General features: G+C 71.4%; 15 protein-coding genes. 8 read left to right on the top strand and 7 right to left on the bottom strand.

Annotated features, from left to right (window positions below; translation table 11 throughout):
* Positions 1-86 precede the first annotated feature (86 nt).
* Positions 87-2,699, bottom strand: a complete 2,613-nt coding sequence (locus tag ACFY0P_RS34745; RefSeq protein ID WP_388922314.1) for a bifunctional FO biosynthesis protein CofGH — start codon at positions 2,697-2,699, stop codon at positions 87-89.
* Between the two features lie 466 nt (positions 2,700-3,165).
* Between ACFY0P_RS34745 and ACFY0P_RS34740 the strand changes: the two genes are divergently transcribed.
* Entirely contained in the window at positions 3,166-4,752 is a 1,587-nt protein-coding gene (locus ACFY0P_RS34740; protein WP_388922311.1) for a peptidoglycan-binding protein, read from the top strand.
* Between the two features lie 96 nt (positions 4,753-4,848).
* Here ACFY0P_RS34740 and ACFY0P_RS34735 read toward each other — a convergent pair whose 3' ends face one another.
* The gene (locus ACFY0P_RS34735) at positions 4,849-5,694 is read right to left on the bottom strand and encodes an LLM class F420-dependent oxidoreductase (protein ID WP_388922308.1); all 846 of its coding nucleotides are present in this window, start codon (positions 5,692-5,694) and stop codon (positions 4,849-4,851) included.
* Between the two features lie 154 nt (positions 5,695-5,848).
* On the opposite strand from ACFY0P_RS34735, the gene ACFY0P_RS34730 reads away from it, so the two are divergent.
* Entirely contained in the window at positions 5,849-7,369 is a 1,521-nt protein-coding gene (locus tag ACFY0P_RS34730) for a CehA/McbA family metallohydrolase (RefSeq protein WP_388922305.1), read from the top strand.
* Between the two features lie 290 nt (positions 7,370-7,659).
* Here ACFY0P_RS34730 and ACFY0P_RS34725 read toward each other — a convergent pair whose 3' ends face one another.
* The gene (locus tag ACFY0P_RS34725; protein WP_388922302.1) at positions 7,660-8,340 is read right to left on the bottom strand and encodes an IclR family transcriptional regulator; all 681 of its coding nucleotides are present in this window, start codon (positions 8,338-8,340) and stop codon (positions 7,660-7,662) included.
* Positions 8,341-8,412: 72 nt separating this feature from the next.
* On the opposite strand from ACFY0P_RS34725, the gene ACFY0P_RS34720 reads away from it, so the two are divergent.
* Complete coding sequence (locus ACFY0P_RS34720) at positions 8,413-9,057, top strand: nitroreductase family protein (RefSeq protein ID WP_388922299.1); 645 nt, start codon at positions 8,413-8,415, stop codon at positions 9,055-9,057.
* Between the two features lie 21 nt (positions 9,058-9,078).
* Here ACFY0P_RS34720 and ACFY0P_RS34715 read toward each other — a convergent pair whose 3' ends face one another.
* Positions 9,079-9,690, bottom strand: a complete 612-nt coding sequence (locus ACFY0P_RS34715) for a hypothetical protein (protein WP_388922296.1) — start codon at positions 9,688-9,690, stop codon at positions 9,079-9,081.
* Between the two features lie 106 nt (positions 9,691-9,796).
* Between ACFY0P_RS34715 and ACFY0P_RS34710 the strand changes: the two genes are divergently transcribed.
* Together ACFY0P_RS34710 and ACFY0P_RS34705 are read left to right on the top strand one after the other, a co-directional pair.
* Positions 9,797-10,381 carry an exonuclease domain-containing protein gene (locus ACFY0P_RS34710; RefSeq protein ID WP_388922293.1) on the top strand — a complete coding sequence of 195 codons (585 nt, stop codon included), beginning with the start codon at positions 9,797-9,799 and terminating at the stop codon, positions 10,379-10,381.
* 23 nt (positions 10,382-10,404) lie between these two features.
* The gene (locus ACFY0P_RS34705; protein ID WP_388922289.1) at positions 10,405-10,932 is read left to right on the top strand and encodes a hypothetical protein; all 528 of its coding nucleotides are present in this window, start codon (positions 10,405-10,407) and stop codon (positions 10,930-10,932) included.
* A 63-nt stretch (positions 10,933-10,995) separates the two neighbouring features.
* On the opposite strand, the gene ACFY0P_RS34700 is transcribed toward ACFY0P_RS34705, so the two are convergent.
* From ACFY0P_RS34700 to ACFY0P_RS34690, 3 genes are read right to left on the bottom strand one after another with little or no spacing between them, the layout of a single operon-like run.
* Positions 10,996-11,277 (bottom strand): hypothetical protein, encoded by a 282-nt coding sequence (locus ACFY0P_RS34700; RefSeq protein ID WP_388922286.1) that lies wholly within the window; start codon positions 11,275-11,277, stop codon positions 10,996-10,998.
* Positions 11,274-11,573, bottom strand: coding sequence for a hypothetical protein (locus tag ACFY0P_RS34695; protein ID WP_388922283.1), 300 nt, complete (start codon positions 11,571-11,573; stop codon positions 11,274-11,276). The genes ACFY0P_RS34700 and ACFY0P_RS34695 overlap by 4 nt, the downstream gene beginning before the upstream one ends.
* A 26-nt stretch (positions 11,574-11,599) precedes the next feature.
* Positions 11,600-12,025 carry an ATP-binding protein gene (locus ACFY0P_RS34690; RefSeq protein ID WP_388922280.1) on the bottom strand — a complete coding sequence of 142 codons (426 nt, stop codon included), beginning with the start codon at positions 12,023-12,025 and terminating at the stop codon, positions 11,600-11,602.
* 202 nt (positions 12,026-12,227) lie between these two features.
* Between ACFY0P_RS34690 and ACFY0P_RS34685 the strand changes: the two genes are divergently transcribed.
* From ACFY0P_RS34685 to ACFY0P_RS34675, 3 genes are all read left to right on the top strand, one after another.
* Positions 12,228-13,082 carry a Scr1 family TA system antitoxin-like transcriptional regulator gene (locus ACFY0P_RS34685; RefSeq protein ID WP_388922278.1) on the top strand — a complete coding sequence of 285 codons (855 nt, stop codon included), beginning with the start codon at positions 12,228-12,230 and terminating at the stop codon, positions 13,080-13,082.
* Between the two features lie 9 nt (positions 13,083-13,091).
* A complete protein-coding gene (locus ACFY0P_RS34680) occupies positions 13,092-13,274 on the top strand; it encodes a DUF397 domain-containing protein (protein ID WP_388922276.1) in 183 nt (60 codons plus the stop codon).
* A 112-nt stretch (positions 13,275-13,386) separates the two neighbouring features.
* Positions 13,387-14,241, top strand: coding sequence for a serine hydrolase domain-containing protein (locus tag ACFY0P_RS34675; protein ID WP_388922273.1), 855 nt, complete (start codon positions 13,387-13,389; stop codon positions 14,239-14,241).
* Positions 14,242-14,367: the final 126 nt, after the last annotated feature.

Here is a 14,367-nt window from a genome sequence, read left to right as displayed (position 1 = left end):
CCTCCGCTAAGAGCGCTATGAGGCCCCCTGCCTCTTCGCACAGGGGTCGGATCATCGTACTGTGCGCCGCCCGCCCACCCGACGGCTCAGTCCAGCACCGGCAGCAGCTCCGGCAGATGCCCGTCGGAGGCCTCCGCCGCCCGCTGCCGCTCCTCGGAGACCGGCCCGTACAGCGTCGTACGCGGCTTCGCCGGGCGCCCGGCGGCCTCGGCCACGGCCACGAGGTCGCGGACCGACTTGTACGAACCGTACGACGACCCCGCCATCCGCGAGATCGTCTCCTCCATCAGGGTGCCGCCGAGGTCGTTGGCTCCCGAGCGGAGCATCTCCGCCGCACCCTCTGTGCCCAGTTTCACCCAGCTTGTCTGGATGTTCGGGATGTAGGGGTGGAGGAGGAGACGGGCCATCGCCGTCACCGCCCGGTTGTCGCGCATCGTCGGGCCCGGCCGGGAGATGCCCGCCAGGTAGACGGGCGCGTTGGTGTGGATGAAGGGCAGCGTCACGAACTCCGTGAAGCCGCCGGTGCGCTGCTGGATGCCGGCCAGGGTGCGCAGGTGGCCCAGCCAGTGGCGGGGCTGGTCGACATGGCCGTACATCATGGTGGAGGAGGAGCGGATGCCCAGCTCGTGGGCGGTGGTGATCACCTCGATCCAGGTGGCGGCGGGGAGTTTGCCCTTGGTGAGGATCCAGCGGACCTCGTCGTCCAGGATCTCCGCCGCCGTGCCGGGGACGGTGTCGAGCCCCGCCTCCTTCGCCGCCGTGAGCCACTCGCGGATCGACATGCCGGTGCGGGTCGCGCCGTTCACCACCTCCATCGGCGAGAAGGCGTGCACGTGCATGCCGGGGACGCGTTCCTTGACCGCCTTCGCGATGTCGAAGTACGCCGTGCCGGGCAGGTCGGGGTGGATGCCGCCCTGCATGCAGACCTCGACCGCGCCGACGTCCCACGCCTGCTGGGCGCGGTCGGCGACCTGGTCCAGGGAGAGCGTGTAGGCGTCCGCGTCGGTGCGGCGCTGCGCGAAGGCGCAGAACCGGCAGCCGGTGTAGCAGACGTTGGTGAAGTTGATGTTGCGGGTGACGATGTAGGTGACGTCGTCGCCGACGGCCGACTTCCGCACGTCGTCGGCGATCCCCGTCAGCGCGTCCAGCGCCGGGCCGTCGGCGTGGAACAGGGCGAGGGCCTCGGCGTCCGTCAGCTTCGTGGGGTCGTCGGCCGCGGTCGCCAGGGCCGCGCGCACGTCCGTGTCGATGCGCTCCGGCGCCATCCCGGGGGCGGCCGCCTCCCGCAGCGCGCCCCAGTCGCCGTACACCTCGTCGAAGTCGTCGCGCCGGTCGGCCGTACGGCCCTCGGTGTCGATGGAGGCATGCAGATCCGTGCGGCCGGAGGCGACGAAGACCTCCTCCGGCTCCTGCCAGGGATGCCCCTCGACCACCGCGTCCGGCACCGCGAGGCCCGTCTCCGGGTCGGCCAGCGCGGCCACGTGCGGGCGCAGCCGCGGGTCCAGCCAGGGCTCGCCGCGGCGGACGAACTCCGGGTACACGCAGAGACGTTCCCGAAGCTCGAAGCCCGCGGCCGCCGACTTCCGCGCCAGCTCCTCGATCTGCGGCCAGGGGCGTTCGGGGTTGACGTGGTCGATGGTGAGCGGGGAGACCCCGCCCCAGTCGTCGATACCGGCCGCGATCAGCCGCTCGTACTCGCTGTCCACCAGGTTCGGCGGTGCCTGGATGTTGCCGGCCGGTCCCATGACCAGCCGGGCCACCGCCACGGCGGCGACCAGCTCGTCCAGTTCGGCGTCCGGCATGCCGCGCATCGCCGTGTCCGGCTTGGCGCGGAAGTTCTGGATGATCAGCTCCTGGACGCCGTGGTACGACCTGGCCACGCGCCGGAGCGCGAAGAGGGACTCGGCCCGCTCCTCGTACGTCTCGCCGATGCCGATCAGGATCCCCGAGGTGAAGGGGACGGAGGAGCGCCCGGCGTCCTCGAGCACCCGCAGCCGGACGGCGGGTTCCTTGTCCGGCGATCCGTGGTGCGGACCACCGGGCTCGGACCACAGCCGGGTGGCGGTCGTCTCCAGCATCATGCCCATCGACGGCGCGACCGGCTTGAGCCGCTGGAAGTCCGTCCAGGACATCACGCCCGGGTTGAGATGGGGCAGCAGGCCGGTCTCCTCCAGGATGCGGACGGAGATGGCCCGGACGTAGGCGATGGTGTCGTCGTAGCCGTGCGCGTCGAGCCACTCGCGCGCCTCGGGCCAGCGGTCCTCGGGTTTGTCGCCGAGGGTGATCAGGGCTTCCTTGCAGCCGAGGGCCGCGCCCTTGCGGGCGACGTCGAGGACCTCGTCCGGGGACATGAACATCCCGTGCCCGGCCCGGCGGAGCTTTCCGGGGACGGTGACGAACGTGCAGTAGTGGCACTTGTCGCGGCACAGGCGCGTGAGGGGGATGAAGACGCTCTTCGAGTACGTGATGACACCGGGCCGGCCGGCCTCTTCCAGACCGGCGTCGCGGACCCGGGCGGCGGACGCGGCGAGGTCGTCGAGGGCCGCACCGCGCGCCTGGAGCAGGACGGCGGCCTCGGAGACGTCGAGGGCGACGCCGTCCCGGGCGCGTTTGAGGGCGCGACGCATGGAGTTCTCGGTGGGGCCGGTACCGCCGGGGCGGTCGGTGGGGCCGGTTCCGGAGGTCGCGGAAGTCGTCATCCTTCGAGCATACGTAGGGGATCCATGGGTTCGGTGGGGGCGGGGGCACGCGATGCACGGAGGGTGCGCGTGCGCCCGGCCGGCCGGCTGACAGATCACGTTCTTCGTGGACCGCGCCGCCGCGCACCCTGTGGCGCGCGTCCCAGGGACATCCCAGCGCCGGCGGAGCGTCGCAGGTCGGTGCGGCAACGGCATCCCAGTCTCCCGCGGCCGGTGGTTCTCCTTCTCGGGGCGGGCCGCCGTCAGTAGCTTCCGCCTTGCTCACCGGGCGCCCGGCCGACCGGGCCCGCCAGGCCCAGGACCGGGCCCGCCAGGCCGGGCCCGTCGAGCCGGCCAGGGCTACCAGGCCGACCGGTCCGGCCCGCCCGACCGCCATCCGCACCTCCAGCGAAGGAGACGTTTCGCAGCCATGAGAACTCCACATCGTGTGCACACCGACAAAGCGGCCGTCCGGCATCGGGGCACCATGACCGCGAGACCCGGCTGGAGAGTCAGAGCCGGCGTCTTCGCGGCCACGGCGGCGCTCCTCTCGGCGGGCTCCCTGCTCGGTGCCGTCCCGGCGTCGGCGGCGCCCGCGGCGATCAGGCTGACCTCCTCGTCCTGCCCGGCGAACATCGTGCAGGGTCAGGTGAGCGGCTGTGTCACCGAGTTGCAGAACCTGCTCAACGCGCACGGTGCCGGTCTGACGGTGGACGGCGACTTCGGGGCGAACACGCTCTACGCGGTGCGCCAGTACCAGGCCTCCGTGGCGATCGCCGTGGACGGACAGGTCGGCCCGCAGACCAAGGCCAAGCTGTACGCGACCGGCGGCTCGGCGCCGTCGCCGATCAACCTCAACTCCTCCGCGTGCCCGGCGAACATCGTCAAGGGCGACAAGGGCGGCTGCGTCACCGAACTGCAGCGGCTGCTCCGCCACTTCGGCTACTCGATCGACGTGGACGGCGATTTCGGCTCGGCGACGGACAGCGCGGTCCGGGACTTCCAGTCCTCCAACGGCCTGTCGGTCGACGGCCAGGTCGGCACGAACACCAAGCGGGCGCTCTACGACACCGACGAGTCGCCGTCCACCGCCATGGACCTGCGCTCGGCGTCCTGCCCGTCGAACATCACGGAGGGCATGAGCGGCGGTTGCGTCTCGACGCTGCAGGCTCTGCTCAACGGCAAGGGCCAGCATGTCGACGTGGACGGCCAGTTCGGTCCCCAGACCCTGGCGGCCGTGAAGTCGTTCCAGTCGTCGGCGGGCCTCTCCGTGGACGGCGAGGTCGGCCCCAACACCAAGTCCGCCCTCTACTCGAACATCAGCACCGGCGGCGGCAGCGGCGCACCGTCACCGGTCAACCTCAACTCCAGCTCGTGCCCGAGCAACATCGTCAAGGGCCAGAAGAGCGGCTGTGTCACCGAGCTGCAGAGCCTGCTCAACCACCACGGCGCCGATCTCGCCGTCGACGGCGACTTCGGAGCGCTCACCGAGAGCGCGGTACGGGACTTCCAGGCCGAGAAGGGCCTGTCGGTCGACGGCCAGGTGGGCCCGAACACCAAGGCCGCCCTGTACGGCGCGGTCACCCCGCCGACCTCGACCCCGCCCGGCGGCGGGTACGGCAACATCCTCGCCGTGGCCGAGGCGGAGGCCGGCACGGTCGAGGGCAGCGCCCGGGCGAACAGCTACGGCTCGGCGGTGGGTCTGTCGCTGTCCACCCGCGACTACGCCTGGTGCGCGACCTTCGTGAGCTGGGTGGCCAAGCAGACCGGGGCCACCTCCTACCGCAACACCTACGTCTCGGGCTGGGTCAAGCAGGCGCGGGCCGGCAACTACCACCTCTCGGTGACGACGAACCCGCAGCCGGGCGACATCGTGGCCTTCGACTGGAACGGGGGCAACGACTACACCGGCGGGCACGAGCACATAGGCATCGTGCGCACGGTGAGCGGCGGCTCCAGCTTCACCACCGTCGAGGGCAACACGAGCAACCCCAACGGCGGTTCGGACGGTGTCTACGTCAAGACCCGCAGCACGAACAGCGGATACGACGTGCTGTTCATCCGGGTCCGCTGACCGGATGCCCGCAGGCCGGCGGCCGGCCGCGCTCCCTCGGTCACCACACGACGGAGCACGGCCGGCCGGCTCGGCCGACGAGTCGGCACACCCCCCTCAGAGGTACTCCGCACACGCGTCCAGTACCCGAAGGACCTCGGCCTCCCCCGCCGGAGGCAACTGCACCACGACCTCCTCGACACCCAGCTCCGCGTAGTGCGCGAGCTTCCCCGGCGTCGGCAGCACCGCATACGGCACCACCTGGAGCGCGGCCGGGTCGCGCCCCGCGTCGGCCCACACCTCGCGCAGGACCGGCACCGACTCCGAGAGCCCGCGTCCCCCGATCGGCAGCCATCCGTCGGCGTACTCCGCGATGTGCGCGAACAGCTTCGGCCCCGCCGCCCCGCCGATCAGCGTGCGCGGCCCGGCGACCGGCCCACGCGCCTTCTGCACCGGCTTGGGGAAGGCGAAGGAGGCTCGTACGCTCCCGAACTCGCCTTCGTAGCCGGTCGGTTCGTCCGCCCACAGCGCCCGCATCAACGCCATCCGGTCCCGGCCCAGCTCACGCCGGTCCCGCCACCGCACCCCGTGATCCGCGGCCTCCTCGACGTTCCAGCCGAAGCCGACGCCGAGCGTGAAGCGGCCGCCCGACAGGTGGTCGAGGGTGGCGATCTGCTTGGCGAGGTCGATCGGGTCGTGCTGGGCGACCAGGGTGATGCCGGTGCCGAGGCCGAGCCCCTCGGTGACGGCGGCGGCCTGGCCGAGGGCGACGAAGGGGTCGAGGGTACGGCCGTACTCGCGGGGCAGGTCGCCGCCCGCCGGGTACGGGGTGGCCCGTTCGACGGGGATGTGGGTGTGCTCGGGCAGGTACAGCCCGGCGAACCCGCGTGCCTCCAGCTCACGGGCGAGCCGGACGGGGGCGATGGTCTCGTCGGTGAGGAAGATCGTGACGGCTATGCGCATGCCCCATCTGTACCGGGGGTGGCTCGATATGTCCATACCGACCAGTCGGCATCACACGCCCCGCCTTTCACACAGCTATGCACATGACAGACGGATGCCTGTGGATTCCCTTTCCTTCCGTGGGAGTTCACGTCCGGAGGGGAGAGTGAGCGGCATGTGTGAGGACACGCACGGCATCGGCAGACGCGCGCTGATCGTGACGGGCGCGGCCACAGCCCTTACGTTGGGAAGCGTGAGCTTCGCAGCGGCGGACGGTCAGGACCAGGGGGCTCGGAAGACGGCGACGGTGAGCGGCACCCTGCCGCCCGGCTGCCCGGACTTCGTGTACGTACCGGTCGAAGTGCCCACCGGCGTACGGGAGCTCAAGGTCTCCTACACCTACGACAGGCCGGGCGTCCCGGCCGGCACCACGGGCAACGCGCTCGACATCGGCCTCTTCGACCAGCACGGCACCGAACTGGGCGGCAAGGGCTTCCGGGGCTGGTCGGGCGGCGCCCGCACGGAGTTCTTCGTCCGCGCCGACGACGCGACCCCCGGCTACATCCCCGGCCCGGTCGGCGCCGGCACCTGGTACGTCGCCCTCGGCCCCTACACGGTGGCCTCACAGGGCCTGTCGTACGAGCTGACGATCACCCTGACGTACGGCGAACCCGGCACCCCCGTCCGCCCGGTCTACCCGCCCTCCCGTGCCAAGGGCCGCGGCCGGGACTGGTACCGCGGCGACTGCCACCTGCACTCCTGGTACTCCGACGGCCGCCGCACCCCCGCCGAGATCGCGGCCCTCGCCCGCGCCGCCGGTCTGGACTTCATCAACTCCTCCGAGCACAACACCCACTCGTCGCACGCCCACTGGGCGGACCAGGCCGGCGACGACCTGCTGATCATGCTCGGCGAGGAGGTCACCACCCGCAACGGCCATGTCGTCGCCCTCGGCACGGAGCCCGGGACCTTCGTCGACTGGCGCTACCGGGCCCGCGACAACCGGTTCGGCCGCTTCGCGCACCAGATCCACAAGGCCGGCGGCCTGGTCGTACCGGCCCACCCGCACGCGACCTGCGTCGGCTGCGCCTGGAAGTTCGGCTTCGGGGAGGCGGACGCGGTCGAGGTCTGGAACGGCCCCTACACCCCCGACGACGAGGTGGCCCTGGCCGCGTGGGACGCCACGCTGGTGGCGTCGGTCCGGGAGAACCGGCAGTGGCTCCCGGGCATGGGCAACAGCGACGCGCACCGGGACCCGGACGCCGTGGGCTCGCCGCAGACGGTCGTCCTCGCCGACGACCTGAGCCGCGAGGCCATCCAGGAGGGCCTGCGCGCGGGCCGCTCCTACATCGCCGAGTCGAAGAACGTGACGCTGAGCTTCACGGCGACGGGCGGCCGCGGCGAGCGGGCGGGCATCGGCGAACGCCTCGCCGTCGCCCCCGACACCCCGGTGACCGTCCGTCTGGAGGCCTCCGGCGTCCCCCGCTGCACGGTCCGCTTCGTCACCGACGAGGGCGTCCTCCTCACCAGCGACCCGCTCCCGGTGGCCGGCTCGGGCGTGGTCGAGTGGCAGACGACCCCGTCGTACGCCGCCTACGTCCGCGCGGAGATCCGCCACGAGACAGCGGCGGGCCCGGTCCCCGGCGCCCTGGCGGCACTGACGAACCCGATCTTCCTGGGGCGGCCGGAGAAGTGACCCCGGTCGGGTGCCGCCCGCCGGACGGCACCTGACGCACTCGGCCGAGCTTCCAGGCCGGGCCCACGGACGGGTAGGTCGTGACCACCTGTGCGTCCCGCGCCGGGAATCCAGGCCGTTCCTCCGGGCATCCTGCAGAAGCCGTCGTGGCAGATCTTCGACTCGGGCTTCGGGGGAACGTCCGTCCGCCACCGAATGCCCTCTGCCAGCCGCGCCTCGTCCACACGCGGAACGACCCGGCTTGACGCCCCGGGCGACAACAGCTCCAGCCGGGCGCAATGGCTGTGCGGCTATCGAGGCAGGTCGGCGAGTCCTCGGCCGATGGTGCGGGCCGCGTCGCGGAGGGCGCCGTCGACGCGGTCGTGCGGGGTGCTGGTGGGCAGGGTGACGAGGACCGCCGCCACAGCGAGGCCGTCCCGCAGCACCGGTGCGGCGAAGGAGAGTTCGCCCAGTACGTACTCCTCGTGGGCCGTGGCCAGGCCCGTCTTCCTGATGCGGGTCAGCTGGGAGCCGAGGGTGCCCGGAGCGGTCACCGTATGGCGGGTGTGGCGCCGTACGTCCGCCGGCGGGCCGTGGCCGTGAGCAAGGAGGATCTTGCCGGCCGCCGTGGCGTGCAGGGGCAGGCGTTCACCGCTGACCAGGCACAGGGCCGCGCCCTCTGAGGGGACGGCGACGTCCGCGTGGCCGCCGGTGCGGGAGGTGAGCGTGCGGAGGGCGGGGAGCGAGAGGCCGAGCAGGCCGCGCGGGCAGGGAGCCGCGGCGCCGAGGGCGCGGATGCGGGTGCCCAGGCGGTAGGAGCCGTCGGCCGCCCGCTCCAGCCCGCCCCACGCGACCAGCTCCCGCACCATCCGCAGCGCAGTCGGCACCGGCAGCCCGGTCCGGCGGGCGATCTCCGTCAGGCGCAGCGTGGCCGGCGCACCCACGAACGCGTCCAGCACCGAGAAGACCCGCCCGGCAACGCTCCCGGCCATTTCGCCCCCGCGTTTTCATCCAGTGAAAGTCCGGCGTTGTCGCCGCACCGCACGCTCCGCGAAGGTCAACGCATGACTCTCGCCCTCTCTTCCGACGAGCTCCTCTCCACCACCCGGGCGGTCCGTCACCGCCTCGACCTCACCCGGCCCGTACCTCGCCGACTGCTCGAGGAATGCGTGGACCTGGCGGTCCAGGCCCCGACCGGCCGCAACCGCCAGCGGTGGCACTTCGTGATCGTGACCGACCCCGGGCGGCGGGCCGCGCTGGCCGAGGTGTGGCGCGACGGCGTACGCAAGCCGGGTGTGTCCGCCCCCGTCCCCGAACGGGACGTACGCCGAGCCGGCGTGGCGGACATGGGGCGGGTGTACTCCGGCGCCGCCCATCTCTACCAGCACATCCACGAGGTCCCCGCGATCGTCGTGCCGTGCGTGGAGGGCCGTACCGACGACGCGTCCGTCCTGCAGCAGGCCGGTACCTGGGGCTCCGTCCTCCCCGCCGTCTGGAGCTTCATGCTCGCCGCCCGCGCCCGCGGCATGGGCAGCTGCTGGACCACCGGCAACCTCGTCCACGAGAAGGAGTCGGCCCGCGTTCTCGGCATCCCCTACGACGACGTCATGCAGACGGCCTTCATCCCGGTGGCGTTCACCCTCGGCACCGACTTCCGCGCGGCCCGCCGCATCCCGAGGGAGGAGGTGCTGCACTGGGACACCTGGTGAACAGGGCGGCCGGATTCCGAACTACCGGCGGCCGTCCCGCCGGCGCTCGCTGCGCCGCAGTGCGCGACGCTGCTTGCCCGGCAGGGTGGCGGCCAGCTCGCCCACCGGGGCGACGTCGTGGCCGCTGCCCTCCCGGCCGCCCCGGCACCACCACACCGGTGGACCGGCCGCGTCCGTCGCACCCGGGTACCAGTCGTCGGCGGTTCCTGCGGGACGAACGTGCATTCCGGTCCTGTGTTCCCAGCACACCGGCCAGACCTGCCAGAGCAGCTCCATGACGGTCTCCTGCGCGGCGTCCGCGACCACGGTGAGGACCGTGTCCGCGTCGTCGGGCTCCAGCGGGTCGCCCTCCTCGGGGTCGTACGCGTTCACCTGGTTGCCCTGCCAGCGGCCGTCGGGCATCGCCACGTAGACGCGCCCCCTGTCGACGCCGCCCCAGGGCGTGGACTCCCGAGGCGGGTCGGCCATCAGTATCAGCGGCTCCTGCCCCGGCAAGGTCGCCGTCACGTCGCGGTTGACCACCGCCAGCGCGGCCTCCAGCTTCGGCCACCGCCCGGGTTCGGCCGGCCGGGGCTCCGGAAGCCGCTGCGGGTCATGACCAGGACCGATGCGCCCGTACGAGAAGTGGTTCACCGGGGCATCGTCCCATTCGCGCGGTCCTGCGCCAGGTTGGGGGTATGCGGTGAACCGCCCTGAAAACCAGGTGCCGCGGCCGCCGTGCCTCCCTACGCTTCCCGCCATGGACAGCACCTGGACCGCGGGTCTCGTCAACGTCGTGGACGTCGAGGCGACCTGCTGGGCCGGTTCCCCACCGCCCGGCGAGGTCAGCGAGATCATCGAGATCGGGCTGACCGTCGTCGACCTGGCGGCCGGTGAGCGCCTCGCCCGGCACCGGATCCTGGTGCGGCCCGCGCGGTCCACGGTCAGCGAGTTCTGCACGGAGCTGACCGGCCTCACCCAGCCCGAGGTCGACCAGGGGGTCACCTTCGCCGAGGCGTGCCGGCTGCTGGCGGCCGAGCACCGCGCGGGCGCCCGGCCGTGGGCCAGCTGGGGCGACTACGACCGCCACCAGTTCACCCGCCAGTGCCGGGCGACCCGGACCGCCTACCCCTTCAACCGCCGCCACACCAACGCGAAGGCCGCCTTCACCGAGGCGTACGGCCTGCGAAAGCGCCCCGGCATGGCCCAGGCCCTGGAGATCGCCGGGCTGCGGCTCGAAGGCCGGCACCACCGGGGCGAGGACGACGCCTGGAACATTGCGGCCCTCGTCCTTCACCTCTCCGCGCGGGGCCGCTGGCCGGCCCCGGTGGACCACCTCGCCTGACGGGTGGAGGGGAAAGGGCTGCCATGGGAGAACTGGCGGAACTCGCGGAACGGGTCGCACTGATCGACGCGTGCCTCGCGCCCATCGCGAGGCGGCCGGTGGATCTCACCGACCCCGACTGGGTACGGACGATGCAGGAAGGCCCGGATCCGCTGGACGAGGCGGGGATCCGCGCGGAGGCCGAGGCGGCGCTGCGGGACGTGCTCACCCGCTACGAGGAGGGCAACGACGGCGTCCGGGCCGGCCTGCGAGCCCTCCTGGAGCGGTGTCACTGGTTCGGCTGGGCGACGACGCTGCCCTTCGAGCCGACCCCCCAGGGCTTCCGGCAGCGACTGCTGAAGATATCGGTCGAGGACCAGGGCCTCGACGCCCGCGACATGATGGTCACCCTGAACGGTCTGTGCGGGCAGGCCCGGGACGCCGGCGTCGACATCCGTCCGCTGCTCCTGGACGTGGCCGAACTCTCCAGCGACGCCGACAAGTACGGGATGGGTTCCACCCGGCACATCCTGCTCCGGGCGACCGACCGGGAGCCCCCCGGTCTCTGGTGAGCCTGGGGTACGAAAACGCGCCGCCTTTCCCGCTCGGGAGCGGTGAGCGGGCGGAAGAACTGGTCAGTCCACCACCTGTGGATCACGGAAGTAGTACACGACGGTCACCCCCATGCCTGGGGTGTGCGTGTACACGACCGTGATCGCCTCGGCCGAGTCACGGGCGAGTGGTGTGGTGTACGTGTACTCCACGGACGGAGGCCGCCACCCAGGGATCTCGCGGCCCGCCGTCGGATCGCGGGCGATTGCGGCGAGCGCCTCCCGGACCAGTTCCCGCTCCCCCTCCGTCAGGTCGCCGAACGCCTTCCTGGCGGGCTCGGCCTCTTCCAACGGGACTTCGTTCACGCGCCGCCGCCTCCGGCTCGGGCGTCTTCCAGCGCCCTCATGATCTCGGGCGAGTTCCTGATCAGGACCCGGTGCCGGTAGGCCCGGACCACGGCTGCGGCGCCGGCGAAGTCGTTGGTCGGAGATGCTCCTATGGCGGCCGCCAGTTCCTCCTCGAAGCGCTCGCGATCACCCGGGAAGCCGTAGCGGCTGAGCGCGCTGCGCAGGTCGTCCACGGTCCGGATCTCCGGGAGGGGCATCGCTCCCCAGCCGTGCTCGGGCTGTGCGCTCATGATCAGCTCCTGACGGACGGACATCGCTCCACCTCCCAGTATGGCCCTGGTCACCATGCCGCCGCCCCGCCTCCGCACTCGGCCCACAGCAGCTTGCCGAGTTCACGGAGCCGCGACGCGCCCCAGGTGTCCGCGCAGGCCCGCACCAAGGGGAGTCCACGGCCGTGCTCGGCGTCGGGTGGGGGTGGCGGGGCGGGCGCATGAGAGAAGCCGGGCGGAATGTGCGGATCGGTGTCCCATACGGCCACGCGGAGACGTCCGGGGGTGGTCGAACGGAGGCGGAGGGCGTACGGCCCCTTCGTGTGACAGTGCGAGTTGGCGAGCAGTTCCGCCGCCACGAGTTCAGCTGTGGGGGTGAGCTCGGTCATCTCGTGCGCGGCGAGAATGAGTCTCAGGGTGCCCCGTGCAATACCCGGTGCGCGTGGATCGTGCGGAAGGTGCAGGGTGTAGTTCCAGGACGGGGATACGGTGACCATCGGAAGTCTCCGGTCGCTGAGGGGAGTTCGACAGGTGCCTGGTGTCTGTGCCGTGGCGTCCCACGGTGCGCTTCCAGGAGGGGGCGCCCAGGAATGACGATAGAGGTCCCGCAAAGCACCTTTGCGAACTTTCGAAGGATCTGGACCTCATCTCCCTCGTGTGAGTGACAAGCTCGCTGTACGTCCGCCAGGAGGAACACTCATGACGCCAAGGCCCGCTCCGACGGCCCGACGCGTCCGACTCGCCACCGAGCTGCGCAAACTCCGCGAACGGGCAGGCCTGACCTCCACCGAGGCCGCACAGATGCTCGGTACCAGCTCGGGTCAACTCAGCAATGTGGAGTCGGCCAGGTTCGGAGTGAGCCCTGACCGAGTCCGGGCCATGGCCAACGTCTACTCGTGCACGAACCAGCCCTACGTCGATGCCCTCGCTGACATGGCCGCGGAGAAGACACGCGGCTGGTGGTGGGAGACGTACCGCGAGGTGCTTCCCTCCGGACTGCTCACCCTCGCCGAACTGGAACACCACGCGACAGCTGTCCGTACCGCCTTCACGGCGCACATCCCGGGCATGCTCCAGACCGCCGAACACGCCCGGGAGATCTTCAGCAAGGCGATCCCGGCTCCCACCCCACCGGAAGTCGAGCACCGCGTCTCGCACCGCATCAAGCGCCAGGACGTGGTGTTCCGGGAAACTCCGAATCCGTACAGCACCGTGATCCACGAAGCCGCCCTGCACATGCGGGTGGGCGGCCGGAAAGTGGCCCGCGACCAGCTCAGGCACCTGATCAGTATGAGCCTGCGGGATCACATCACCCTGCGGGTGCTTCCCTTCGACGTCGGAGCCTTCCCGGGATCAGGCCAGTCCATCAACTACCTGTGCGGGCCCGTGGCGGAGCTGGACACCGTACAACTCGACCAGTTCCACGGTCCCGTGCTGCTGGACGCCGAGGCCCACTTGGAGAAGTACCGACGCCTCCTGGACGTCGTCGAAGCCACCGCCCTCAGCCCTGAGAAGTCCCGCGACCTGATCCACGCCATCATCCAGAACATGTGAGGAGTCGGCATGCCCACACCCCCCTGGCGGAAGTCGTCCTACTGCCAAGAAGGAGAGGCCTGCGTCCACATATCCACCGCCCCCACCCTCGTCCACATAGCCGACGCCGACCCGCCCCGAAGTGTCCTCACCGTCGGTGCCAGGGCCTTCGGCGGTCTGCTCGACATGGTGAAGTCGTCCGGCGGACGGTGACCGTGCCAGGCAGCCGCCGGGATGTGACCGAGATGCGCGCCAAAGGAGCAACGGGAGTCGACGTCGGGCGCCTCCTCACCCACCATCATCCGATCCCTACGGAGAGCGTGCCGTGCGCCCTGTTCCCACCTGTGTCCTCAGCAGCGGCCAAGCCCCCCAGGTCCAGCATGGACACGCCCTGGACTCGTACGTCCAGATCGGCTCTCTGAGCAAGCCGCTCACCGGAACCGTGCTGGCCCGACTGGCTGCGACGGGGGTGCTTCGGTTGGACGCCCCGTTGGAGGAGTTCCTCCCGGTACCGCGGGGTACCGGCATCACCTTGAGGCATCTCGCCCAGCACACCTCGGGACTGCCACGGCTGCCCCCGCACCTGAACCGGCGCGACCCTTACGCCGCCTTCGACGATGCCGCCCTGCACGCCGTACTCCACGGACTGGACACCCTCGCCGCCACCGCCCCCGGCCACACCGAGGAGTACTCCAACCTCGGATACGCCATCCTCGGAGCCGCACTCACCTCCGCCACAGGGATGTCCTACCAGGACCTCCTGAACCACTACGTCCTTGCCCCTCTGGACATCACGGAGGTGACCGGCACTCCTCCGCCGGACAGACGCCTGCACAGCCGCGGGCTGTTCGGCCGCCCACGTCGCCCCTGGACCATGACCGGCGCCATCCTGCCCGCCGGAGGCCTCTGGGCCACCCCGCGGGCCGCCGCCGATCTGGTGGTCGCCCTCCTCGTCGACCGGAAACTGGGAGAGCCCGCCCTGTCCTGGCAGAAATCCGGCACCGTGCTCTGGCACAACGGCGCCACCGGTGACGCCTCCGTTTTCGCCGGCGCCGTGCCGGACGGCAGATGGGTAGTGGTGCACCGGCTCACCGGACAGGCAGACCGCACCGACCAACTGGGCATCGAGGTCCTGCAGCAGACCGCACCCAGCAACACTGTCGAACTTCAGGACGAGTGAGTCCTACGCGCCGCCGACGGATGCTCAGCGCGGTTCGGGGAGCAGAACAGAAGCTCCTTCGGCGTACATCCCGGCACACCCCCACCACACCCCCACACCCCCGCACCGTCGGCCGGGGCCGCAGCC

Origin of the sequence: Streptomyces sp. NPDC001714 (assembly GCF_042892755.1) — a bacterium.
GTDB lineage: Bacteria > Actinomycetota > Actinomycetes > Streptomycetales > Streptomycetaceae > Streptomyces.
The sequence above is the reverse complement of the archived record's forward strand: the minus strand, read 5'-3'. Positions and strand labels throughout refer to the sequence as shown.